A 23,408-nucleotide genomic window follows, 5' to 3' on the forward strand; every position below is an offset into this window, starting at 1 on the left:
TATGTTAAAGACAATGACTTTACTCAATTTTGAATATAAATTATTGTTGCGACGTAAATTTTCGTCATTTATGGCATTTGTTTTTCCGCTTGCGTTCTACTTACTATTTACATCTTTAATTGATATGCCAGAAGATGCAAAAAAAGTTTTTTATAAAGAATATATGTATAGTATGACTGTATTTAGTTTAATGGGCTTCTGTTTAATGCAATTTCCATTAGAAATTATAGATGAAAGGAATAATGGATGGTATAAAAAAATAATATCTACACCCATCACTGCACTAAATTATTATTTAGCTAAAATACTTAAAACAATGACTTTATTTTTTATTTCAATTGTACTTTTATATAGTGTGGCCCATTTCTATAAAGGTGTATCACTTAAACCAAGTGAATGGATCTTATCTGGTGTAACACTATGGTTAGGTGCTAGCATGTTTCTAACTTTAGGTTTAATTATTACGCAATTTAATGAAACACAGAAAGCGAGTAGTATAGCAAATTTACTTAATATTGTTTTAGCGATTATTGGCGGTTTATGGTTCCCAGTAAGTACGTTTCCAGATTGGATGCAAACCATTACTAAGTTAACACCAACGTATCATTTACGTCATTTGGCACTTGAACTAGGTAAAGGTCATGGCTTTAATCTTCAATCGTTCCTTATTTTAGGTATTTATAGCATTATTTTTTTAGGTATTGCATTATTAATTAATAAGAAGAAAGAGGTGGATTAAATGAAACGTAGTTTAGGCGCTAAAATGGGAGAAATTTCATCTTTAATTTACTTAATATTTCCTTATTATGGTTTATATTTAACGTGGAGACATGAAAGCTTTTTCATTAATCTTTGTATAGTCATCATTTTTACGATTGCATATGCAGGGTTAATTCTATTTCATGAAACATTGAGCCACCGAATGAACTTAATTTTGTTCATTATTCACTTTTTAGCGATTATCTATTTTGTATATGCATATAATCCGTCATTGAGCTTATTTTTCTTCTTCAGTGCTTTTGCAATACCATTTTTATTTAAAAAAGGGATTAAATCAATCGAATTTGTTTTATTAATAAGTTCAATGATTGCTTGTATCATCATCACAACTATACATTCCAATCACTTATATGTTGTGAGTATTATTATATATTATATTGTCATTTTAGCGATATTGTTTGGTAATTTTAAAATTGTGAAAGAAAGACAATATCGTCAACAAATTGAGGAAAAGAATAAATATATTAATATTTTAATTGCAGAGCAAGAACGCAACAGAATCGGTCAAGATTTGCATGATACATTAGGTCATGTATTTGCAAGTTTAAGTGTGAAATCAGAGTTAGCAGCGAAACTGATTGATAAAGATCCTCAAGCCGCTAAGAAAGAAATTTTAAATATAAATGAAATGTCGAAAGAAACATTGAAGAAAGTAAGGCACATTATCGAAAATTTAAAAGTACAAAGTTTTGAAGAGGAAATTCAATCAATAGCGCAAATATTACAGGATGCGAATATTCACTTTCATTTTGATAATAAAAGAGGCGCGAGTTCTCTTAATCCAACTAAACAAACCATATTATCTATGATACTTAGAGAAGCAGTTAACAATGTGATTAAGCATGCACAAGCCACTGAAATTAACGGTAAAATTGAAAGTAATGACATAGGTATTCAATTCACCATCAGTGATAATGGTATAGGTTTGAAACAACCTAATAAAGTGAATTTAAAAAGTATTAATGATAGGGTAGCGTTATTAAACGGTACTATTCATATCACTTCTAAACAGGGTACGACCATCGATATAATGATTCCGAGAGAAGGTATACAATGATTTCAATCGTGATTGCAGAAGATCAAAATATGTTACGTAAAGCAATGATACAATTAATTGAATTTCATGATGATTTAAAAGTAATCAATGATTTTGATAATGGTGTTGATGCATTGGAATGCATTACGCATAATCAGCCCGACATCGCTATTCTCGATATTGAAATACCAGGGATGACAGGCTTAGAGGTATTGTCGCAATTAAGAGAACACAAAGTTAAAACGAAGGTAATTATTGTTACGACTTTCAAAAGGCCTGGTTATTTCGAAAGAGCAGTTGCGAACGATGTCGACGCATATGTCTTAAAAGAACGCTCAGTCGACGATTTAGTTACCACCATTCACAAAGTTTTAAATGACGAAAAAGAATATAGTACATCTTTAATGACATCTTTATTTAAAGAGGCCAATCCTCTAACGCATAAAGAGCAAGTAATACTACGTGAGATTGGAGAAGGGTTAAGTAATAAAGAAATTGCGGATAAGCTTTATCTTTCAAATGGGACAGTAAGAAATTATATGTCTAACATTATTGATAAGCTCGAAGCGGAGAATCGTTTTGATGCTTGGAAAAAAGCGAACGATAAAGGTTGGATATAGTATTGGATTAATTTCATCAAATAGACTGCATAAAAGTGCAGAACATAAAACTGTGTTTAGGTTACTATACTTCAGTAACCGAAAACAGATGATTTTATGTTCTGCATTTTGTTTACAAAAAATCGCGTACGTTGAAGTTGAGCGCGACATTTTAAATATATTACTTATTCTTTTCTTGCTTTTCTAAATTGTCGACATGAGTAGCTAATAAACGTAACACTTGCGCTACTTTATCTGGAGGGGTGTCTTTTGACAAGGTATGCTCGAATACATTGCCATTTTGTGTTTGAACTTTATATATTAGACCGTGATGATCTATAATGACGTCTATAATTTCCATAATGACACCTCGCTAATTGATTTGATGATGAGGCTTTTGTAGCTACTTAAAAATCCATCCATTTTTATAATTAATTTTATACAATTAAGGTATTTCTTATACATACCACTAATTTTAAAAATTAACCTTAAATATAAAAAAATGTGGGAGTTAGACAGAATTTAATTTTAATTCATAGTCTCGCTCCCAATTAGCTTTACTTCTAAAATGTTTTATGCGATTCATTGTTGTACCATGCTCGAAATGATAACTAAAGTTGAGAAAAACGAATATAACAACTTTCTCAATTTAATTAGCCATTTCAAATATGATACGTCACCTTAAAAATAATAGTGTTGTCATTGTTGTTATTATTTGTTTTTTCTTTTACGTACGATCGATTGAATAATATAAGCAATAAATCCTACTAACACGCCTAATAATATCGCTACTACGACAGATACAATAATAGGTAATTTATAGACGATTTGAAGAATCACCCCGACAATAATAGCTATGATAACAGTTATAACTGTCACTAAATTTTCATTTTTCTCAGACATCTATGTCACTCCTAACGCATTTATTATAGCATGGTATGACTCAACAATTCACTTATTGCGTGTAAGGTTGAGTCTAACTTTGTTCAATAAAATTAAGAAGCCATTGACGATTAATTTTAATTTATATATGATATTTATTATTGAAATTAAAAGTGTAGGTGACAACTGTGAATTCGAAAAAATCCCTTAGCACCATAGTATTAGCAGTTTTAGTAATAGGCGTTTTAGCTTTTCAATTTATTAATCATACAGGTCCATTTAAAAATAGTGGCACGCAATCTTCATCAAATTCTACTAATATGAAAGATAAAGAAAAAGTACATGTAGAACGTGTGGTAGATGGTGATACCTTTGTGGCAACTAATGAAGACGGCAAAGAAATTAAAGTTAGGCTTATTGGTGTAGATACACCAGAAACAGTAAAACCTAACACACCAGTTCAACCTTATGGTAAAGAAGCGTCAAATTATAGTAAACAACATCTAAACGGAAAAGATGTATACTTAGAATATGATAAAGAAAAAGAGGATCGTTATGGACGAACTCTGGCGTATGTGTGGTTGAATGATAACACGATGTACAACGAAGAATTAGTAAAAAAAGGATTAGCACGTGAAAAGTATTTCTCACCAAATGGCAAATATCGTCATATATTCGAACAAGGCGAACAACAAGCTAAAAAAGATAAAGTGAACTTATGGAGTTAAAAATTTAAGCGATTGACACGTGTATCTGTAAAAAGATGGAATGTCAATCGCTTGTTTAATGCATTAATTATTAAAGCTATTTACAATTTTAGTCACCTGTTCTTCAGAAAGCGGATGCTTAGATAAATCAATTGCATTTTTGATTACCGCTTCAAGAGATGACTTAGTCGAAACAGTATCCACATATTGAGCACTTTCATCTGAACCTTCAATGATATTGACACTACCATCACTAAAGTAAACGACACCGATACTTTGTACTTTATGGTTAAAGTGATTTTCAATACCGTCTTTTAGAATTTTAGAATTAATTGCTGCCTGTTCATATGGATCATGATCATAAAATTCATAAATGACACGGTTACTTTGGATTTTTTCGATGAAAGTATAAATCTCACTTCGTGGTGAATCGAACTGACTATGATATTGTTTGCTAACATAATGACCAACAATTTGATTGACATCAGTTGTGTCGATTTGCATATCATCGTCAACTGGTGCATCAAAGTGATAAAATGTCTTTTGTTTCCAGTTTTTGACATCAATATTGATTAAACCAACATCTGAAACGACGATATAATCAAACGTTCTAGCATATTCAAAGAAAGGATGCTTAGTAGCTAAATTACTTGTCGTTATAATATCATAGAATTTTAACTTTCCTTCGTCTTTATACTTATCAAGTATGCCAGTTAAAACGTGCTTTGCGTTTCGTTTAGCATGTGAGCTTACGTCATTATTAGAACTAAGCATTTGATTTTTGAGTTCTAAATTTTCATTACTAAGCGACGCATTCTTTGTTACCATCTGATTTCTCGCGTAAACTTCTGTATCAACTCTATCTTGCATATAACGTTGATTTAAGATGAACGCTAAAATAAGAATAACGATGATAACAACCAAGATAATTGTTAATGTCATAATTCATCACCTATGTTCGAATTTTTCATTTTATATCACTCATTTATTGTAATCTTAAAGATGTGAGTGATATGAAATAACATATAAATTATATCTATTATATTTGCGTAGTTCAACAAAATATAAATTAAGTTAAATTGTTAAATTAATAAAAATAATCTAATTATTAGTCATATCAATCATTTTTTTAACATCATTTTTAACAATACTTCACAATTCGTAAATTGAAAACTCAAATCAGTATATGTATAATTAGTATATGAAAGCGTTTCCTTTGGAGGTAGTAATATGGAACATCAACAACATGTAGAAGAGCTAGTTAAAATATTAAAAAATAAATGTCGTACTTCATTCAAATTTCACGGGGAAGTCGCAATGCAGTTATTTTTAAGTGATAATTTTATTCTACCTTCTAGAGTCGACATTTGTGTAGAGCGCAAGCAACTCGTCGAAGTACTAAAAGTAATTCCTTCCACATATCAATTAAATTATTATGATAAAAATAATGCGTTAATGGATCGTAATCAACTAAGTGTTCCAGAAATAGCGCACATAGATATTACGTTTAACCAACAATTGTTAATAAATATCTTCATTTATGATGTGGTGAATGAAGAGTGGATATTTAGACTTGATAATAATATTCGTATTCCTATGAATAGCATATACTTTCATTCATTGACATGGGGCGTAGATTATATTAAGCCAGAAATTGTATTAATGTATGATTTATTAGATAACCAAAACTATCATCAATTACCTAACTACAAAATGGTTTTAGACTCTTTAAGCTATTATCAATTTGTAATTTTGAAAGTAGTTGTGGGTGAGCAACGTATAAAAGAAGCTTTAGCCAATAATCATTCATAAAAAACATCTAATATTTAAGTAAAATGTAAAGGAACATGATTACTTAAATACTAGATGTTTTTAATTATGCTCGCTTATTTAAGTTTTTTAAACAAACGCCGTGATAACAATATTTATATGTAGACAAAACAGCTTTATCTGCATCTTCAATTGAAATACCAAACATCATTGAAATTTCTGATGACCCTTGGTTAATCATTTTTAAATTGATATTGGATTCTGCTAAGGCATGCGTGATAGTGTTCGCTGTGCCAATCGCTTTATTCATACCTTCGCCAACAATCATTAATATGGCTAGATCATGCTCGATACTTAATTCATCGACATCACAACGTTTACGAATCGCATTGAGTACATCTTTCTCTTTACCTTTTAATTGATGCGTACGGAGAATGATACTGATGCTATCAATCCCTGAAGGCATATGGTCGAATGAAATATTATAGTCTTCTAATATTTCAAGTACCTTACGAGTGAAGCCAACTTGTCTGTTCATTAAATATTTTTTAATGTTAATTACAGTAAATCCTTTATCACAACTAATACCAATAATGACATTTTTATCACTTACATCTCTATCATGACGAATAAATGTTCCTTTATCTTGTGGGCGATTGGTATTTTTTATAACCACTGGAATTCTATGTTTATAAAGTGGTTGCAAGGCTTCATCATGGAAGACGCTAAATCCTGCATAAGACAATTCACGCATTTCACGATAGGTAATCTCTTCAATGAGATCGGGGTTTTGAATAATATTTGGATTCGCTTTGAAAATACCTGATACATCAGTGAAGTTCTCGTAAAGAGATGCTCTAATTCCTCTAGCAATAATTGCACCCGTAATGTCAGAACCACCTCTAGGGAAGGTAACAACGTAGTTATTCTTTGATACACCAAAGAATCCAGGGATAATAATTTTACCTTCAATATCTCTTAATTTACTTATCTGTTCATATGCTTCTTCTAAAATTTGTGCTTGTTGTGGTAAATCTGTTACTAGAATACCTGCATCTTTAGGTGAAAGATAAGTTGTTTTAAAACCTTGTGAATCATTATATGACGCAATTAATTGTGCATTAAAATTTTCGCCACAAGATAGAAGTGCATCATATAATCTTAAAGGTTCTTCTTTTAAAGTTGAAATAATCTCTTCTAATGTCTCGTCAATTACAGTTAATAACGACGTATCCATATCCAATTCTTGTAAGATATCAGCATATCGTTGAATAATTTCTTTCTTTTTATCCTGATAATTAAGGTTATTTAGCACTTTTTCGTATAAACGAACAAGAAGGTCTGTCGTTTTAACATCATCTTTGTGTCGCTTTCCTGGTGCAGATACAATGATAATTTTACGTTCTGGGTCACTATTTACGATATCTAGGACTTTTTTAATTTGTGTTGCATTTGAAACTGAACTACCGCCGAATTTTGCCACTTTCATATACCTAATCAACCTTTCTAAAAAATCAGAAAATTCTATTTAATTTTCTGATATCACGTGATAATATATAGCTAAGTATTTACATTTTATGCTAAAAAGTCCTATCAATTTAATATGGTTTAATAGTATACTAAAATAAAGTATATTTCAACAAGACAATTGTATTTCTCAATTATACAAATGGGGGAAGATAAAAATATGAAAGAATTAAATATTGCTTTACTTGGTCTAGGAACAGTTGGATCAGGCGTAGTTAAAATAATTGAAGAAAATCGACAACAAATCATTGATACGTTAAACAAAGATATTGTTATTAAACATATTTTAGTACGTGATAAAACTAAGAAAAGACCTATTAATATTAGCCGATATCATTTAACTGAAGATGTTAATGAAATTTTAAATGATGATTCCATTGATATTGTCATTGAAGTTATGGGTGGTATCGAGCCGACTGTAGATTGGTTGAGAGATGCGTTAAAGAGCGGGAAACATGTCATCACTGCAAATAAAGATTTATTAGCAGTACATTTAAAATTATTAGAAGATTTAGCAGAAGAGAAAGGACTTGCGTTGAAGTTTGAAGCGAGTGTTGCTGGCGGTATTCCTATTGTAAATGCAATTAATAATGGATTGAATGCGAATAATATTTCTAAGTTTATGGGAATACTCAATGGTACTTCTAACTTCATTCTTTCTAAAATGACGCGCGAACAAACAACGTTTGAAGAAGCACTTGATGAAGCACAACGATTAGGATTTGCTGAAGCAGACCCAACTGATGATGTAGAAGGCATTGACGCAGCGCGCAAAGTTGTTATTACGTCTTATTTATCGTTTAACCAAGTTATTAAATTAAATGATGTTAAGGTTCGAGGTATCAGCCAAACAACGCTATCTGATATCAATGTAGCTGATAAATTAGGCTATAAAATCAAACTAATTGGTAAGGGAACTTATCAAAATAGTAAAGTGAACGCATCAGTTGAACCAACATTAATACATAAATCCCACCAACTAGCTACAGTTGAAGATGAATATAATGCTATTTATGTCGTAGGAGATGCAGTAGGTGACACAATGTTCTATGGGAAAGGCGCAGGTAGCCTAGCTACTGGTAGTGCCGTTGTAAGTGACTTATTAAACGTTGCATTATTCTTTGAATCAAATACACATACATTACCGCCACACTTTGAACTGAAAACGGATGCAACACGAGAACTGATGGATACGGAAGATGTAGTATCCATTCAAGAGAAGTTAAATTATTATGTCGTTCTAAAAAGTGACTTATCAAAAGAAAAATTTGAATCATTATTGAAAGAAACGTTACCATTCCACAAATCACTACAGGTTGAACAGCGTGATGATCAATCTTATGGTGTAGTTATTGTTGGTTTAGATCAATCACCGGAAAGCGTTTTAAGTAAAGCTGATTTTAATATCGAGAAAATTTATCCAGTTGAAGGGGTTTAATGTTTATGAAAAGATGGCAAGGTTTAGTAGATGAGTTTAAAGCACATTTACCAGTTAATAGCGACACACCAAAGTTAACTTTAAATGAAGGTCATACACCATTGATTCATTGTGACAATTTATCGGACATGTTAGATATTGATTTATATGTAAAATATGAAGGTGCAAATCCAACAGGTTCTTTCAAAGATAGAGGAATGGTTATGGCTGTTACTAAAGCGAAAGAACAAGGGAAGAAAGTCGTCATTTGTGCATCTACTGGTAACACTTCAGCTTCCGCAGCTGCGTATGCAGCAAGAGCTGGACTAAAAGCAATTGTGGTTATTCCAGAAGGAAAGATTGCACTTGGTAAATTGTCGCAAGCTGTAATGTACGGTGCTGAAATCGTTTCAATTGAAGGAAACTTTGATGAAGCGTTGGAAATAGTTAAGGAAATTGCTAAAAATGACGAAGAGATTGAACTAGTTAATTCTGTAAATCCTTATCGTATTGAAGGACAAAAGACAGGTGCATTTGAAATTGTTGAGCAATTAGAACAAGCACCTGACATACTTGCAATTCCAGTTGGTAATGCTGGTAACATTACTGCTTACTGGAAAGGGTTTAAAGAATATCATGAGAAAAAAGGTAGTCAATTACCGCGATTATTTGGTTTCCAAGCAGAAGGTGCTTCACCAATAGTACAAAATAAAGTGATTAAAAACCCTGAAACAATTGCTACAGCTATTCGAATTGGTAATCCAGCGAGTTGGACTAAAGCTACTAAAGCGTTAGATGAGTCTAAAGGATTAATTGATAGTGTTACAGATGAAGAGATATTAGAAGCTTATCAATTAATGACATCTAAAGAAGGTGTGTTTAGTGAGCCGGCTAGTAATGCATCAATTGCTGGATTAATTAAATTACATCGTGCAGGTCGACTACCTAAAGGTAAAAAAGTAGTGGCAATTTTAACTGGTAATGGATTAAAAGATCCTGACACTGCTATTTCGATTTTAGATAATCCGATTCAACCGCTTCCTAACGATAAATCAAGTATTATTGATTACATAAAAGGGGCTTTGTAAAATGAGCGAACAATTGCACTTAAAGATACCAGCGTCTACGGCTAATCTAGGCGTTGGTTTCGATTCAATAGGTATGGCTATAGATAAATATTTGCATCTCTATGTGGAACGAATTGAAGGGGATAATTGGGAATTTACGTATCTGAATTCTGAATTAGCGTCACTTCCTAATAGTAAGGAGAATTATGTTTATAAAGTAGCGCAACAGGTTGCATCAAAATATAATGTTCAATTGCCTAGCTTAAGTATTTCAATGAGAAGTGACATTCCTTTAGCACGAGGCTTAGGATCTTCAGCATCAGCGTTAGTAGGTGCATTATATATTGCTAACTATTTTGGCAATATACAATTATCTAAATACGAACTACTTCAATTAGCAACAGAAATTGAGGGTCACCCCGATAATGTAGCACCTACAATATATGGTGGTTTGTTAGCAGGTTATTATAATCCCGAAACTAATGAAACGAACGTAGCACATATTGATGTACCAAACGTTGATATCATTTTAACTATACCTCCTTATGAATTAAAGACTGAGGACTCTCGTAATGTATTACCTGATCAATTTTCTCATAAGCGTGCGGTTCAAAGTAGTGCAATTAGTAACACGATGCTATGTGCATTAATTCAACATAATTATGAACTTGCTGGAAAAATGATGTCTCAGGATGGCTTTCATGAGCCATTTCGTCAGCATTTAATACCTGAATTTAAAGAGGTTAAAGCATTGGCTCAACAATACGATGCCTATGCGACAGTGATAAGTGGTGCAGGGCCTACAATATTGACATTGAGTCGTAAAGAGAAGAGCGGGCAATTAGTTAGAGCATTGAGACAACAAGTTGCGTCATGTCATTCTGAACTAGCTACAATTAATGAAATAGGTGTTGTAGAAGAAATTGTGTATCCTTCATAAATTTTATTGTAAAATATAAAAGAGTGAATTGTCGAAAGGAGTACACTTCAGATATGAATAATTATAAAATGGTTGTCATGGATATGGACGATACATTAATTAATAGTGAAAATAAAGTAAGTCAAGAAACAAAAGATTATTTAATAGATATTCAGAACCAAGGGTATAAAGTAGTGCTAGCTTCAGGAAGACCTACTGAAGGTATGTTGCCCATTGCTAAAGAACTTCAATTAGATGTACATGATAGTTACATCATTAGTTACAATGGTGGCAAAACAATCAAAGTGTCTACAGAAGAAGTAGAAGTGAGTCAAAGTGTATCGAAGAAAAATTTTGACCTTATTGCAGATTTTTGTCGTAAACACCATTTCTTAATATTGACTTATCAAGACGGATACATCATTCATGATGGTGATCACGAATATAGAGATATTGAATCTGAACTTACGGAACTACCTATGAAGCGCGTCGAAGATATTAAAGCATATATCAAAGAAGATGTACCTAAAGCAATGGGTGTTGATTATGCTTCGAATATCTCTAAAGTACGTGACGACCTGCATGGACGTTTTAATTCGGAAATAGACGTGACAACAAGTAAACCATTCTTTTTAGAATTTATGGCTAAAGATGTTTCTAAAGGTAATGCGATAAAAGCTTTATGTGAGAAAATGAATATATCATTATCTGACGTGATTTGTTTTGGAGATAGTTTGAATGATCAATCTATGTTTGAAGTCGTTGGTTGTGCGATTGCAATGGGAAATGCCAATGAAGAACTTAAAGCGATTGCGGATAAAATAACGTTAGATAACGATTCTAATGGCATACCAGAGGCATTGAAAGAACTTTTATAGTACAAAATAAGGCATGAGAAATGAGTGCGGTCTATGTTCATCATTAAAACTATGATGAACAAGCCATGCTTATTCTCATGCCTTTTTATATTTATTTAGCAGTATGTGTCCATTCATGTTTACCTTTATAGCGCTTAACATAAGCATAAACTTGGTCCGCAGCATAATCTAAATTGGTATAGACTGTAATAGTAAACGCAGACTGATTTTCACCAAATGGCTCTGTACTAAATACATCCTTTAAATGCGTAAACAAATTCTCCATTTGGTCATGTTCAAGGCTAGGGTACTCTCTTAAAGTACGTTTTAGCAATTGACCATTTTTTTCCTCGAGAGATTGTACAACGATAACGAAACGTTCTTCACTTTTAATGACATCATCAAATAAGTTTGTTTGACCAACCATTTTGCTATTCACCTCTAAGTCATCATCTTTACTATTATTATACTAGATAACTGATTTTTCGAAAATAATCAATATATTGTAACTATAAAAATACGAGAAATAAAAAGCGGTTAATCCACTTTTTGTTTCTCGCACTCAATGATTTAATTAATCGTTATGATAATGATGTGGTGTAATATCCATATCATTTAATTTTACAAATTTTGTTTTTCTGATTATTTTATGAGCTAAGAAAATAAGCCCTAAGATAATGATTGGCAGAATATTAACGAAGAATTTGCCTATATTACCATCAAATAAATCTCCAATAGAATTACCAAAATATAAGAAAATTAAAGTTGCAAATACTAAAATTGGTCCTAGTGGATATAAAGGTGATTTGTAAGGTAATAGTTCATTAATATCTTGACCTTGGCGTTTAATTGCCCTACGTAATCTAACTTGAGCCCACGAACTAGCTGCCCATACAATAATGACCAATGAACCTATAATATTTAATAAGCTAAACACAGCATTTGAATAGAAATTAGCAATAATGATAATTGCGACAATTAAAATGTATGTTGTTACTAATGCACGTAATGGTAGTTTAGATTTATCATTTAATTTACTTAAGAATTTAGGTGCTTGTTTCTCATCACTTAAAGAGAATAACATTCTACTTGTAGTGTAGACACCTGAATTTGTCGCTGATAATAATGATGTCAAAATAACAGCATTGATAACTGAAGCGGCAAATGCAACACCAATTCTATCAAATACAATTGTAAAAGGACTTTGTGAAACGGATTCATTCTCATTTAATAATAATGGATCTGTATATGGAATAATAGCCGCAATGACACCTATAGATAATACGTAGAATAATAAAATTCTCCAGAATACTTGTTTAACAGCTTTAGGCATTGTCTTTTGTGGATTGTCAGATTCACCAGCAGTTACTGCTACAACTTCAGTACCACCAACTGAGAAGCCGGCTACTAATAGTACGCCTAAGAAACCAGATAGACCGCCTACGAATGGGGCGTCACCTTTTGTATAATTTTCAAAACCATACGTGTGACCACCTAAAATACCGAAAATCATCAAGAAGCCAACAATGATAAATATAATAATAGTTACAACTTTTATGAGTGATAACCAAAATTCAGTTTCTCCAAAGGCTTTAACCGTAAAAATATTTAATAAAAATACAATAGTTATAAAAATTAAGCTCCAAGTAAGTGGACTAAAGAATTTGAATACGTCCCAATAATAAAGCACATTTGAAGCTACCATTACATCTACGCTAGATACTAATGACCACATAATGTAATATAACCATCCCATAGTGAAGCCAAGAGAAGGGTCTACAAATCGCGTTGCGTAAGAACTGAATGATCCTGAAACAGGGTAAAAAGTTGCTAGTTCACCGATTGATGACATTAAAAAGTAAAGCATTACTCCGATTAATAAATAAGCTAAAATAGCGCCCCCAGGACCCGCTTGAGCAACAACACTACCTGTTGCTACAAAAAGCCCTGTACCAATTGCGCCACCTATAGCAATCATAGATATGTGTCTTGAGTTAAGACCACGTTTCATATTGTTATCTTCCATATGATGACTCCTAATTCTAAAATTTAAAATATACAAACCATTTTAATCCTTTTGAAGACAGTATTCAATAACTTTTGAACAATTTAGCTTAAAAATTTTAAATTTTCTGACTTTTTACAGATTATTGAAAATGTTTCAATTATAGGACTTATGGGTTTATTAATAGTAGATTCTAAATTATAATTATTATAAATAAGTGAAAGGGGAATTAACTATGGCGAAAGATGATAAAAGATTGACTGGTTTGTTTGGGCACCCAGTTTCAGATAGAGAAAACAGTATGACAGCTGGTCCGCGAGGTCCTCTATTAATGCAAGATGCTTATTTCTTAGAGCAAATGTCTCACTTTGATCGTGAGGTCATTCCTGAACGTCGTATGCACGCGAAAGGTTCAGGTGCATTTGGTACCTTTACTGTTACAAATGATATTACAAAATATACAAATGCTAAAATCTTTTCAGAAGTAGGGAAACAAACAGAAATGTTTGCACGTTTCTCAACAGTAGCAGGTGAACGTGGCGCTGCCGATTTAGAAAGGGATATCCGAGGATTTGCACTAAAATTCTACACTGAAGAAGGTAACTGGGATTTAGTAGGTAACAATACACCTGTATTCTTCTTTAGAGATCCTAAATTATTTGTGAGTTTAAACCGTGCCGTTAAAAGAGATCCACGTACTAATATGAGAAGTCCACAAAATAACTGGGACTTCTGGACTGGTTTACCTGAAGCGTTACACCAAGTTACTATTTTAATGTCTGATAGAGGTATGCCAAAAGACTTCCGCCATATGCATGGTTTCGGTTCGCACACATATTCTATGTACAATGATGAAGGTGAACGTGTATGGGTTAAATATCATTTCAGAACGCAACAAGGTATCGAAAATTATACTGATGATGAAGCGGCTGAAATTGTAGGTCAAGACAGAGAATCTTCTCAACGTGACTTATATGATGCAATCGAAAACGGCGATTATCCTAAATGGAAAATGTATATCCAAGTCATGACAGAGGAACAAGCTAAAAATCACCCAGATAATCCATTTGATTTAACTAAAGTATGGTACAAAGGTGATTATCCATTAATTGAAGTCGGTGAATTTGAACTTAACAGAAACCCTGAAAACTATTTTATGGATGTAGAACAAGCTGCGTTCGCACCAACAAACATTATTCCTGGTTTAGACTTCTCACCAGATAAAATGTTACAAGGTCGACTATTCTCATACGGTGATGCACAACGTTATAGATTAGGTGTTAACCACTGGCAAATACCTGTAAACCAACCTAAAGGTGTTGGTGTTGAAAACATGTGTCCATTTAGTCGTGATGGCCAAATGAGATTCCTTGATGGTAACCAAGGTGGAGGCCCACATTACTATCCAAATAATAAAGGTGTGTATCAATCACAACCTGAATATAAAAAACCAGCATTCCCTGTAGACGGTGATGGCTACGAATATAATCAAAGACAAGACGATGACAATTACTTTGAACAACCAGGTAAATTATTCCGTTTACAATCAGATGATGCGAAAGAAAGAATCTTTACAAACACAGCAAATGCAATGGATGGTGTGAGTGAAGATGTTAAACATAGACATATCCGTCATTGCTATAAAGCTGATCCAGAATATGGTAAAGGTGTTGCCAAAGCCTTAGAAATCGATATCAATGATGTTGATTTAGAAGGTACTAACGACGAAACTTACGAAAATTTTAAATAGTACTGAAAAAATTCAATTGCGTTGAACATTGTATTATGGTAAAATTTTAAATCGTAAGTATTCCTAGTTAAACAAGAAAGGATGTTAATTATGCGCGTTAATGTAACATTAGCTTGCACAGAATGTGGCGATCGTAATTATATTACTACTAAAAACAAACGTAACAATCCTGAGCGTATTGAAATGAAAAAATATTGCCCAAGATTAAATAAATACACGCTACACCGTGAAACTAAATAATATCTTATCTTTTAAATACGACAATAAAGATAAAGTTAACAATGGGAAGTAGGGCAGAAACAATATTTTCTCAAATTTATTTCATTGTCCTCCCCAGGCTAGGTTGACTAGGTTTGAAATAGCTTGGTTTAAGCGTATTTCAAATCATCAACTATTGCCAAAATGATAATAGAGGCTGAGACATTTTATTTTGTCTCAGCCTCTTTTCTACGATTAGTCAAATACTTATAATATGGCAGTTTTATGAGGGTTCTCATTAGGCTGCTTTCTTAATTTGACGTAATAATTGATATGATAATGATCGTAAGAATACTGTCCATTTATAATAGTCATGATCATTCAAAATAAACGTTTTCTCGTTTTTAATGATCACGAATGTTTGCAATTAATTTATTAAATTGAGTTATTCGTCTTGTAAATTTAAAATCATATGTTATTATATAAAACGTAATAATTACGATTTATAAAAATAGGAGTGACTCAAATGGCAAAAAAATCTAAAATTGCTAAAGAAATGAAAAGAGAAAAATTAGTAAATCAATATTATGAATTACGTCAAGAATTAAAAGCAAAAGGAGATTATGAAGCATTACGTAAATTACCACGTGATTCTTCTCCAACACGTTTAACTCGTAGATGTAAAGTGACAGGCCGTCCAAGAGGTGTCATGAGAAAATTCGAAATGTCTAGAATTGCATTTAGAGAACATGCACATAAAGGACAAATTCCTGGTGTTAAAAAATCAAGTTGGTAAAATTCAAATCTAGTACTTTAGTCCATTTACAAGACAATTAAAACATTGTAAAGTATATAAGGGTGAGAAAATGAATGATTTTTAGTTTTGATATACTAAACGTTCGTTTTTACTTAATAAATATGATTGTATAGGGGCTAAAAAGTATGAAAATTTTTGATTATGAGGATATTCAATTAATTCCAAATAAATGTATCGTTGAAAGTCGTTCTGAATGTGATACAACTGTCCAATTCGGACCTAAAACATTCAAGTTACCTGTAGTTCCTGCAAATATGCAGACTGTAATGAGTGAAGAACTAGCGCATTGGTTTGCCAAAAATGATTACTTTTATATAATGCATCGCTTTGATGAAGAAGCTCGTATTCCATTTATTCAAAATATGCAAAATGAAGGTTTATTTGCATCTATATCAGTAGGTGTTAAAGCAAATGAATTTAAATTTATTGAAGATTTAGCTGACAAACAATTGACGCCTGAGTATATTACGATTGATATCGCTCATGGACACTCAGATTCAGTTATTAAAATGATTAAGCATATTAAAAAGCATATTCCTTCATCATTTGTAATTGCTGGGAATGTAGGTACGCCAGAAGGTGTTCGAGAACTTGAAAATGCAGGCGCTGACGCCACTAAAGTTGGAATTGGGCCAGGTAGAGTTTGTATTACTAAGATTAAGACTGGTTTTGGTACTGGTGGCTGGCAATTAGCAGCCTTAAACATTTGTAGTAAAGCAGCACGTAAACCTATTATTGCTGATGGTGGTTTAAGAACACATGGTGATATAGCCAAATCAATTCGTTTTGGTGCGAGTATGGTGATGATTGGTTCTTTATTTGCTGCTCACGAAGAGTCACCAGGTGAAACAGTTGAATTAGACGGTAAACGTTATAAAGAATATTTTGGTAGTGCATCTGAATTCCAAAAAGGCGAACATAAGAATGTAGAAGGCAAAAAAATGTTTGTTGAACACAAAGGGTCATTAAAAGATACTTTGACTGAAATGCAACAAGATTTACAAAGTTCAATTTCATACGCAGGTGGAAAAGATCTAAAATCATTAACAACTGTAGATTATGTTATCGTACGAAATTCAATTTTTAATGGGGACAAAGATTAAAATTTGAGTGGCAGGTGTACATTATCAAAAAATTCTTTTTACTTTCATTGGTATTGTTATTTGTAACTTTATTAATACCATTAAAAGAAAATCAAATACTAATAAATATTCAAAATGACGTAAGAAGTAAAGTTCAACAAGTAATGAACCAAGACTCAAGTGTTAAAAACAATGCACTAAAGACACCTAAAGATCAAGACTTTGCAATCAATAATATTCAAATGAATATGTCCAAAGACAAAGTTGAGCGTCAATTAGGTCAACCTAAAAGAGTAACATCTAACGAATATGGAACGAAATGGTATGCCTATTACAACAATGATTACGAAAACTTTGTTATGGTTAGCTATATTGATAATAAGGTCAATGCATTGTATAGTAATCAGAATGTCATTACTTCTAAATCTAAAGTGAAATATAACACACCTAAAGATGTCGTAAAAGAACGACTTGGTAAGCCGTTAAAAGAAATGGTTAAAGGCAGATATCGAATTGATATCAGTAGTGATGAATATGATGTTTTCCATGAGGATAATATTTATACAACTGTTTTTTATGATAAACATAATGACAATGGTGTTACCGCATTACTTCAAGTTAGTGATGCTATGGAAAAAAGATTGACTCAACACTATGGTGCACCATCCTCAACGTTAGAACAGAGTTTTGAATATCAAAATTATGATTTAGTTAATGCAGAGCGAAAACAACATGGACTGAATACATTAAGTTATGCTAAAGATGTGTCTAATACTGCGAGAAAGCATAGTGAAGATATGGTAAAACAGAATTATTTTGATCATAACAATTTAGATGGGGCATCCCCATTTGATAGATTAAAGGCTGATAACATTGACTTTAACGCTGCAGGTGAAAATTTAGCTTACGGTCAACAAAATAGTATATTTGCACATGAAGGATTAATGAATTCACTTGGTCATAGAAAAAATATATTGAATTCAAATTTTAAAACACTAGGGGTAGGCGTTGATTTTAATGATGAGCGTCAGCCATATTGGACAGAAAATTATACTGGGTAAGTGTTTTAAACCAACTTATTTAGGGTATCTTTTAGTTGATAAGGAAGTTGATATTATGACAACTAAAGATGTGAAAAAACTAGATATTCTAGACAAAGTTAAAGAAATTTTGAATAAAAAAGAAAATGAAAAGCAAAAGAACTAGCAAAGTCTACATTGTAAACTTTGCTAGTTCTTTATTTATTTCGATATATAAGAGAGAGGTAAACGTAAATTTTAAAATTTAGAACTACAATTCTCTATATAAACCAATCACTTTACCAATAACGGTTACGTTATCAAGATAAATTGGGCTCATTGTACTATTTTCAGGTTGTAATCTATAACGTGTTTTCTCTTTATAGAAACGTTTAACCGTTGCCTCATCATCTTCAGTCATAGCTACAATAATGTCTCCGTTTTCAGCAATGGTTTGACTTCTAACGATAACTTTGTCGCCGTCTAAAATGCCAGCTTCAATCATACTTTCACCAACAACATTTAAAATGAAAATGTCACTATTGTGTGTAGATGTTAAATGCTCTGGTAATGGAAAATATTCTTCAATATTTTCTACTGCAGTAATTGGAATACCAGCAGTAACTTTACCGATTACAGGAACGTAAATTGTTTCTTCCATGTTAACTGAATCATTCGTTTGTTCGCTAACAATTTCAATCGCTCTTGGTTTAGTAGGGTCTCTTTTAATATATCCTTTTTCTTCTAGTCGTGATAAATGGCCGTGGACAGTAGAACTTGACGCTAATCCAACAGCTTCACCGATTTCTCGAACACTAGGTGGATATCCTTTCGTTTGTACTACATGTTTAATATAATCATATATTTCGCTTTGACGTTTAGTTAATTCTCTCATATATAGGCACTCCCTAGTTTTATTTAACTATAGTATAGCATTTATTTATTTAATGAACAAACATTTGTTCGTTTTTGTGTTGACTAGGAACAGATGTTCTGTTAAAGTGTGTATACAAACAAATGTTCTAGAGGTGGAAGTAATGTTTAATAAATATAAAAATAAATTAATTACGAATATAGCTGTTGTATCAATATCTTGTGTTGTTTTTATAGTATTTTTCATGAATTTATATCATAACGCTCAAACGGAACAAACGTACGAAATCACTGATCATACAATTTCTAAACAGGCAATAATTAAAGATGATAATAAGAACGTAAATAATACGAATGGGGAACAAAATGACTACAAAGTGTTCGCCTTTGTCAGATAAGTATCAATTTTGAGGTCTATCGAAGCTATTGAAATGTCTATAGCTTTTGCCTAGGCCTCTTTTTTGTTATATTCTATGAAGTAAAAGAGAATGAAAAAGTTATATATAGAAAGAGTGATAAAGATGCCTAAAGATAATTTAAATATAGATAGAATTAATGAACTAGCTAAAAAGAAAAAAGAGCAGGGCTTGACGGAAGCTGAAGCTAAAGAACAATCAAAATTACGTAAAAAATATTTAGAAGCATTTAGAAAAGGATTTAAACAACAAATTGAAAGTACAAAAGTAATTGATCCAGAAGGTAATGATGTTACGCCTGAAAAATTAAAAAAAATTCAAGCACAAAATAAAAAGTAGTAAATTTAAAGTAAGGTTCTTTGAGACTAAACGATTATCAATTACACTATTTTTAAGTTATAATATAACAAATATGATTTAAATAGAAGGGAAGTATTAGAGATGTTTAACGAGAAAGATCAACTAGCGATAGATACTATTAGAGCTTTAAGTATCGATGCAATAGAAGAAGCTAATTCAGGTCACCCTGGGTTACCAATGGGCGCTGCACCAATGGCATACACGTTATGGACACGCCATTTAAATTTTAACCCTCAATCTAAAGACTATTTTAATAGAGACCGCTTTGTATTGTCAGCAGGCCATGGTTCTGCGCTATTATATAGCTTATTACATGTTTCAGGTAGTCTTGAATTAGAAGAATTAAAGCAATTTAGACAATGGGGCTCTAAAACACCTGGACACCCTGAATTCAGACACACTGATGGTGTTGAAGTTACTACTGGTCCTCTAGGACAAGGTTTTGCTATGTCAGTGGGTATGGCATTAGCTGAAGATCATTTAGCTGGTAAATTTAATAAAGATGACTTCAATATTGTTGATCACTATACTTACGTACTAGCATCTGATGGTGACTTAATGGAAGGTATTTCTCATGAAGCTGCTTCATTTGCAGGTCACAACCAATTAGATAAATTAATCGTATTATATGATTCAAATGATATCTCATTAGACGGGGAATTAAACAAAGCATTTTCAGAAGATGTAAAAGAACGTTTCGAAAGTTATGGTTGGAATCACATTTTAGTTAAAGATGGTAATGATCTTGATGCTATTGATCAAGCGATTACGAAAGCTAAATCACAACATGGACCAACGATGATTGAAGTTAAGACAATTATTGGTTATGGTGCGCCTAATGTTAGCGGAACGAATGGCGTTCACGGTGCACCACTAGGTTCAGATGAAAGAAAATTAACATTTGAAGCATATGGTTTAGATCCAGAAAAACGTTTCAACGTTCCAGAAGAAGTATATGAAATTTTCCAAACTACAATGCTAAAACGTGCAAATGAACATGAAGACGCATGGAAAGCATTATTAGAAACGTATTCAAATAAATATCCAGAATTAGCTGATGAATTTAAATTGGCTATTAGCGGTAAATTACCAACAAATTATAGAGATGAATTACCACGCTTTGATAGCGATCATAATGCTGCAACTCGTGCTGATTCAGGAGAAATCATCCAAGCGTTAAGTAAATCTGTGCCTTCATTCTTTGGTGGCTCAGCTGACTTAGCTGGTTCAAATAAATCAAATGTAAAAGAAGCAACTGATTATGATAGAAATACACCTGAAGGTAAAAATATATGGTTTGGCGTGCGTGAATTCGCAATGGGTGCAGCTGTAAATGGTATGGCAGCACACGGCGGTTTACATCCATATGGTGCAACATTCTTTGTATTTAGTGACTACTTAAAACCTGCGTTACGCTTATCAGCTATTATGGGATTAAATTCAACATTTATCTTTACACATGATTCAATTGCAGTAGGTGAAGATGGTCCTACTCATGAACCAATTGAACAATTAGCTGGATTAAGATCTATTCCAAATATGAATGTTATACGTCCCGCGGATGGAAACGAAACAAGAGTAGCATGGGAAGTTGCGCTAGAATCAGAACAAACACCTACTTCATTAGTACTTACACGTCAAAATCTACCATACTTAGACGTTGATGAAGATACAGTTGAACAAGGTGTTCGTAAAGGTGCTTATGTTGTTTTTGAAACAGAAACTAAGCCTGAATACTTGTTACTAGCAACTGGTTCAGAGGTTAGCTTAGCTATTGAAGCGGCTAAAGATTTAGATAAACAAGGTAAAGGTGTACGTGTAGTATCAATGCCAAACTGGTTTGCTTTTGAACAACAATCAGATGAATATAAAGCATCTGTAATTCCTAAAGAAATCACTAAACGTGTGGCAATTGAAATGGCATCACCACTAGGATGGCATAAATATGTTGGAACAGAAGGTAAAGTGATTGGTATTGATCAGTTTGGTGCAAGTGCCCCTGGTGATTTAGTTGTCGAAAAATATGGTTTCACAAAAGAAAATGTATTAAATCAAATTCGTACACTTTAATGATAGAAAAATGAAAGCTTGGTACAAAAAGATAGTGGAAATATTAGTTAATGCCTAGAAGTTAACTAATCTAAGACAGCGTTTGAACATGCTTTCTTAGTCATATATCTTTGTAGGGGCGGGACAATGAATTCAAATTGAATTTTGTCCCGCTTCATTTATTTATAAAAATATATAATTGATTTTAAATTTTTATGTGTAAGTTTAAAAATAAGACTTACATTTGAGTAAGTATTTGTTATGATAACATTTGGATATAGATTTACTAACTAGCTCTTGAAAATAGAATAGTAATTTAGTAAAATTCAGTAGGATATAGAAAGTGGGTGAAACAATGGCAACGTGGTTAGCAATTTTATTAATCATTGTAGCGCTTATCGGTGGACTAGTTGGTGGTTTCTTTTTAGCACGTAAATACATGATGGATTATCTGAAAAAAAACCCACCTATTAATGAAGAAATGTTACGTATGATGATGATGCAAATGGGTCAAAAACCATCGCAAAAGAAAATCAATCAAATGATGACAATGATGAATAAAAACATGGATCAAAACATGAAAAGTTCAAAAAAATAATCTTCTAACGGATTGTAAGACCTTTAAGGTTTACAATCCTTTATTTTTATAGTAAAACATCTTTAGTGTTATTTAAAAAAATTAAAAAGATTTAAAATATCAAATTACTTTTAATTAAGTAATCTCTAGTAAGAGTTTATGAATATAAGAGGGTGTAACGTTGGCATATTTAATTTTTTCAATTGTATTTGCATTATTTATGGGAATCGTGGTAATTTTTATTCGCATGAAAGCACAAAACTTTCCTGTTAATGAAAAGAAAATCATTTTACCACCATTTTTTATGGCTACAGGTGCATTGATGTATGTGATTCCGTACTTTAGATTAACTGGGATGGAAATCTTAGAATCAATCATACTCGGCGTTTTATTCTCTACAGTCCTAATATGGACAAGTCATTTTGAGATACATGGTACTGATATTTATATGAAGCGTTCTAAAGCATTTCCAATTATTTTAATATCATTGTTAATTATACGAACTGTAATTAAAATATTTATTAGTAGTCAAATTGATCCAGGTGAAATTGGCGGTATGTTCTTCTTATTAGCCTTTAGCATGATTGTACCTTGGAGATTAGCTATGTTGTATAAATATAAAAAATTGAAAAGTAAAATTGTAAAATAAGCTAGGGTTAGCATAGCGTGTTTGAAAGAATATAAAGACACATTGTTTGTTA

Annotated in this window: 26 protein-coding genes; 19 read left to right on the forward strand and 7 right to left on the reverse strand. The window is 32.2% G+C overall.

Features of this window, described 5'->3' with window-relative positions; translation table 11 throughout:
* The first annotated feature begins 1 nt into the window (after position 1).
* The 3 genes from KA828_RS00900 to KA828_RS00910 are packed head-to-tail and all read left to right on the forward strand — an operon-like array spanning position 2 to position 2,436.
* Positions 2 to 739, forward strand: coding sequence for an ABC transporter permease (locus KA828_RS00900; RefSeq protein ID WP_075108761.1), 738 nt, complete (start codon positions 2 to 4; stop codon positions 737 to 739).
* The gene (locus tag KA828_RS00905; protein ID WP_075108760.1) at positions 740 to 1,837 is read left to right on the forward strand and encodes a sensor histidine kinase; all 1,098 of its coding nucleotides are present in this window, start codon (positions 740 to 742) and stop codon (positions 1,835 to 1,837) included.
* Entirely contained in the window at positions 1,834 to 2,436 is a 603-nt protein-coding gene (locus KA828_RS00910) for a response regulator transcription factor (protein ID WP_210125220.1), read from the forward strand. Before KA828_RS00905 ends, KA828_RS00910 begins: the two co-directional genes overlap by 4 nt.
* Positions 2,437 to 2,596: 160 nt before the next feature.
* Here the strand turns inward: KA828_RS00910 and KA828_RS00915 are convergent, their stop codons facing one another.
* Both KA828_RS00915 and KA828_RS00920 read right to left on the reverse strand, forming a co-directional pair.
* Positions 2,597 to 2,776, reverse strand: a complete 180-nt coding sequence (locus KA828_RS00915; protein ID WP_193839390.1) for a hypothetical protein — start codon at positions 2,774 to 2,776, stop codon at positions 2,597 to 2,599.
* Between the two features lie 350 nt (positions 2,777 to 3,126).
* A complete protein-coding gene (locus KA828_RS00920) occupies positions 3,127 to 3,318 on the reverse strand; it encodes a LapA family protein (protein WP_210125221.1) in 192 nt (63 codons plus the stop codon).
* A 167-nt stretch (positions 3,319 to 3,485) separates the two neighbouring features.
* On the opposite strand from KA828_RS00920, the gene nucI reads away from it, so the two are divergent.
* Positions 3,486 to 4,025 (forward strand): thermonuclease NucI, encoded by a 540-nt coding sequence (gene nucI, locus KA828_RS00925; RefSeq protein ID WP_075108757.1) that lies wholly within the window; start codon positions 3,486 to 3,488, stop codon positions 4,023 to 4,025.
* A 63-nt stretch (positions 4,026 to 4,088) separates the two neighbouring features.
* On the opposite strand, the gene KA828_RS00930 is transcribed toward nucI, so the two are convergent.
* Positions 4,089 to 4,946 carry a hypothetical protein gene (locus KA828_RS00930; RefSeq protein WP_210125222.1) on the reverse strand — a complete coding sequence of 286 codons (858 nt, stop codon included), beginning with the start codon at positions 4,944 to 4,946 and terminating at the stop codon, positions 4,089 to 4,091.
* Positions 4,947 to 5,234: 288 nt separating this feature from the next.
* Here KA828_RS00930 and KA828_RS00935 point away from each other — a divergent pair, with 288 nt between their 5' ends.
* A complete protein-coding gene (locus tag KA828_RS00935; RefSeq protein WP_075108756.1) occupies positions 5,235 to 5,816 on the forward strand; it encodes a hypothetical protein in 582 nt (193 codons plus the stop codon).
* Positions 5,817 to 5,880: 64 nt separating this feature from the next.
* On the opposite strand, the gene KA828_RS00940 is transcribed toward KA828_RS00935, so the two are convergent.
* Complete coding sequence (locus KA828_RS00940; RefSeq protein ID WP_210125223.1) at positions 5,881 to 7,263, reverse strand: aspartate kinase; 1,383 nt, start codon at positions 7,261 to 7,263, stop codon at positions 5,881 to 5,883.
* 198 nt (positions 7,264 to 7,461) lie between these two features.
* Here KA828_RS00940 and KA828_RS00945 point away from each other — a divergent pair, with 198 nt between their 5' ends.
* Genes KA828_RS00945 through KA828_RS00960 form a run of 4 tightly spaced genes read left to right on the forward strand, consistent with a single transcriptional unit; the run spans position 7,462 to position 11,582 of the window.
* Positions 7,462 to 8,739, forward strand: coding sequence for a homoserine dehydrogenase (locus tag KA828_RS00945; protein ID WP_193839388.1), 1,278 nt, complete (start codon positions 7,462 to 7,464; stop codon positions 8,737 to 8,739).
* 5 nt (positions 8,740 to 8,744) lie between these two features.
* Positions 8,745 to 9,806, forward strand: coding sequence for a threonine synthase (gene thrC / locus KA828_RS00950; protein ID WP_210125224.1), 1,062 nt, complete (start codon positions 8,745 to 8,747; stop codon positions 9,804 to 9,806).
* A 1-nt stretch (position 9,807) separates the two neighbouring features.
* Entirely contained in the window at positions 9,808 to 10,725 is a 918-nt protein-coding gene (gene thrB / locus KA828_RS00955; RefSeq protein WP_193839386.1) for a homoserine kinase, read from the forward strand.
* 53 nt (positions 10,726 to 10,778) lie between these two features.
* Positions 10,779 to 11,582 carry a Cof-type HAD-IIB family hydrolase gene (locus KA828_RS00960; protein ID WP_210125225.1) on the forward strand — a complete coding sequence of 268 codons (804 nt, stop codon included), beginning with the start codon at positions 10,779 to 10,781 and terminating at the stop codon, positions 11,580 to 11,582.
* 91 nt (positions 11,583 to 11,673) lie between these two features.
* Here KA828_RS00960 and KA828_RS00965 read toward each other — a convergent pair whose 3' ends face one another.
* Together KA828_RS00965 and KA828_RS00970 are read right to left on the reverse strand one after the other, a co-directional pair.
* Positions 11,674 to 11,988: a hypothetical protein gene (locus KA828_RS00965; RefSeq protein WP_053029389.1), complete on the reverse strand. Its 315-nt coding sequence runs from the start codon at positions 11,986 to 11,988 to the stop codon at positions 11,674 to 11,676.
* A 147-nt stretch (positions 11,989 to 12,135) separates the two neighbouring features.
* Positions 12,136 to 13,587, reverse strand: coding sequence for an amino acid permease (locus KA828_RS00970; RefSeq protein ID WP_070855570.1), 1,452 nt, complete (start codon positions 13,585 to 13,587; stop codon positions 12,136 to 12,138).
* Positions 13,588 to 13,801: 214 nt separating this feature from the next.
* Here KA828_RS00970 and KA828_RS00975 point away from each other — a divergent pair, with 214 nt between their 5' ends.
* The 5 genes from KA828_RS00975 to KA828_RS00995 all read left to right on the forward strand — a co-directional run bounded on the left by KA828_RS00975 (position 13,802) and on the right by KA828_RS00995 (position 18,474).
* On the forward strand, positions 13,802 to 15,316 hold the full coding sequence (locus KA828_RS00975; protein WP_053029391.1) for a catalase: 1,515 nt from the start codon (positions 13,802 to 13,804) through the stop codon (positions 15,314 to 15,316).
* A gap of 90 nt (positions 15,317 to 15,406) precedes the next feature.
* Positions 15,407 to 15,556, forward strand: a complete 150-nt coding sequence (gene rpmG, locus KA828_RS00980) for a 50S ribosomal protein L33 (protein WP_001265708.1) — start codon at positions 15,407 to 15,409, stop codon at positions 15,554 to 15,556.
* A 484-nt stretch (positions 15,557 to 16,040) separates the two neighbouring features.
* A complete protein-coding gene (gene rpsN, locus KA828_RS00985; protein WP_070855571.1) occupies positions 16,041 to 16,310 on the forward strand; it encodes a 30S ribosomal protein S14 in 270 nt (89 codons plus the stop codon).
* Positions 16,311 to 16,456: 146 nt separating this feature from the next.
* Complete coding sequence (guaC, locus tag KA828_RS00990; protein WP_210125226.1) at positions 16,457 to 17,434, forward strand: GMP reductase; 978 nt, start codon at positions 16,457 to 16,459, stop codon at positions 17,432 to 17,434.
* 14 nt (positions 17,435 to 17,448) lie between these two features.
* Positions 17,449 to 18,474 carry a CAP domain-containing protein gene (locus tag KA828_RS00995; RefSeq protein ID WP_075108749.1) on the forward strand — a complete coding sequence of 342 codons (1,026 nt, stop codon included), beginning with the start codon at positions 17,449 to 17,451 and terminating at the stop codon, positions 18,472 to 18,474.
* A 229-nt stretch (positions 18,475 to 18,703) separates the two neighbouring features.
* On the opposite strand, the gene lexA is transcribed toward KA828_RS00995, so the two are convergent.
* Positions 18,704 to 19,327, reverse strand: coding sequence for a transcriptional repressor LexA (gene lexA / locus KA828_RS01000; RefSeq protein WP_053029396.1), 624 nt, complete (start codon positions 19,325 to 19,327; stop codon positions 18,704 to 18,706).
* 142 nt (positions 19,328 to 19,469) lie between these two features.
* Between lexA and sosA the strand changes: the two genes are divergently transcribed.
* The 5 genes from sosA to KA828_RS01025 all read left to right on the forward strand — a co-directional run bounded on the left by sosA (position 19,470) and on the right by KA828_RS01025 (position 23,356).
* Positions 19,470 to 19,703: a DNA damage-induced cell division inhibitor SosA gene (gene sosA / locus KA828_RS01005; protein ID WP_193839382.1), complete on the forward strand. Its 234-nt coding sequence runs from the start codon at positions 19,470 to 19,472 to the stop codon at positions 19,701 to 19,703.
* 123 nt (positions 19,704 to 19,826) lie between these two features.
* A complete protein-coding gene (locus tag KA828_RS01010; protein WP_053029398.1) occupies positions 19,827 to 20,060 on the forward strand; it encodes a DUF896 domain-containing protein in 234 nt (77 codons plus the stop codon).
* A 102-nt stretch (positions 20,061 to 20,162) separates the two neighbouring features.
* Entirely contained in the window at positions 20,163 to 22,151 is a 1,989-nt protein-coding gene (tkt, locus tag KA828_RS01015) for a transketolase (protein WP_210125227.1), read from the forward strand.
* Between the two features lie 334 nt (positions 22,152 to 22,485).
* The gene (locus KA828_RS01020; RefSeq protein WP_011275855.1) at positions 22,486 to 22,728 is read left to right on the forward strand and encodes a YneF family protein; all 243 of its coding nucleotides are present in this window, start codon (positions 22,486 to 22,488) and stop codon (positions 22,726 to 22,728) included.
* Between the two features lie 160 nt (positions 22,729 to 22,888).
* Entirely contained in the window at positions 22,889 to 23,356 is a 468-nt protein-coding gene (locus KA828_RS01025; protein WP_053029400.1) for a CcdC family protein, read from the forward strand.
* The last annotated feature ends 52 nt before the right edge of the window (positions 23,357 to 23,408 follow it).

The organism is Staphylococcus sp. GDY8P85P, assembly GCF_017892405.1.
Lineage (GTDB): Bacteria > Bacillota > Bacilli > Staphylococcales > Staphylococcaceae > Staphylococcus > Staphylococcus borealis.

Coding starts and splice junctions, on each gene's coding strand:
- KA828_RS00900 (WP_075108761.1), top strand. CDS start 2: ATGTTAAAGACAATGACTTTACTCAATTTTGAATATAAATTATTGTTG.
- KA828_RS00905 (WP_075108760.1), top strand. CDS start 740: ATGAAACGTAGTTTAGGCGCTAAAATGGGAGAAATTTCATCTTTAATT.
- KA828_RS00910 (WP_210125220.1), top strand. CDS start 1,834: ATGATTTCAATCGTGATTGCAGAAGATCAAAATATGTTACGTAAAGCA.
- KA828_RS00915 (WP_193839390.1), bottom strand. CDS start 2,776: ATGGAAATTATAGACGTCATTATAGATCATCACGGTCTAATATATAAA.
- KA828_RS00920 (WP_210125221.1), bottom strand. CDS start 3,318: ATGTCTGAGAAAAATGAAAATTTAGTGACAGTTATAACTGTTATCATA.
- KA828_RS00930 (WP_210125222.1), bottom strand. CDS start 4,946: ATGACATTAACAATTATCTTGGTTGTTATCATCGTTATTCTTATTTTA.
- KA828_RS00935 (WP_075108756.1), top strand. CDS start 5,235: ATGGAACATCAACAACATGTAGAAGAGCTAGTTAAAATATTAAAAAAT.
- KA828_RS00940 (WP_210125223.1), bottom strand. CDS start 7,263: ATGAAAGTGGCAAAATTCGGCGGTAGTTCAGTTTCAAATGCAACACAA.
- KA828_RS00945 (WP_193839388.1), top strand. CDS start 7,462: ATGAAAGAATTAAATATTGCTTTACTTGGTCTAGGAACAGTTGGATCA.
- thrC (WP_210125224.1), top strand. CDS start 8,745: ATGAAAAGATGGCAAGGTTTAGTAGATGAGTTTAAAGCACATTTACCA.
- thrB (WP_193839386.1), top strand. CDS start 9,808: ATGAGCGAACAATTGCACTTAAAGATACCAGCGTCTACGGCTAATCTA.
- KA828_RS00960 (WP_210125225.1), top strand. CDS start 10,779: ATGAATAATTATAAAATGGTTGTCATGGATATGGACGATACATTAATT.
- KA828_RS00965 (WP_053029389.1), bottom strand. CDS start 11,988: ATGGTTGGTCAAACAAACTTATTTGATGATGTCATTAAAAGTGAAGAA.
- KA828_RS00970 (WP_070855570.1), bottom strand. CDS start 13,587: ATGGAAGATAACAATATGAAACGTGGTCTTAACTCAAGACACATATCT.
- KA828_RS00975 (WP_053029391.1), top strand. CDS start 13,802: ATGGCGAAAGATGATAAAAGATTGACTGGTTTGTTTGGGCACCCAGTT.
- rpmG (WP_001265708.1), top strand. CDS start 15,407: ATGCGCGTTAATGTAACATTAGCTTGCACAGAATGTGGCGATCGTAAT.
- rpsN (WP_070855571.1), top strand. CDS start 16,041: ATGGCAAAAAAATCTAAAATTGCTAAAGAAATGAAAAGAGAAAAATTA.
- guaC (WP_210125226.1), top strand. CDS start 16,457: ATGAAAATTTTTGATTATGAGGATATTCAATTAATTCCAAATAAATGT.
- lexA (WP_053029396.1), bottom strand. CDS start 19,327: ATGAGAGAATTAACTAAACGTCAAAGCGAAATATATGATTATATTAAA.
- sosA (WP_193839382.1), top strand. CDS start 19,470: ATGTTTAATAAATATAAAAATAAATTAATTACGAATATAGCTGTTGTA.
- KA828_RS01010 (WP_053029398.1), top strand. CDS start 19,827: ATGCCTAAAGATAATTTAAATATAGATAGAATTAATGAACTAGCTAAA.
- tkt (WP_210125227.1), top strand. CDS start 20,163: ATGTTTAACGAGAAAGATCAACTAGCGATAGATACTATTAGAGCTTTA.
- KA828_RS01020 (WP_011275855.1), top strand. CDS start 22,486: ATGGCAACGTGGTTAGCAATTTTATTAATCATTGTAGCGCTTATCGGT.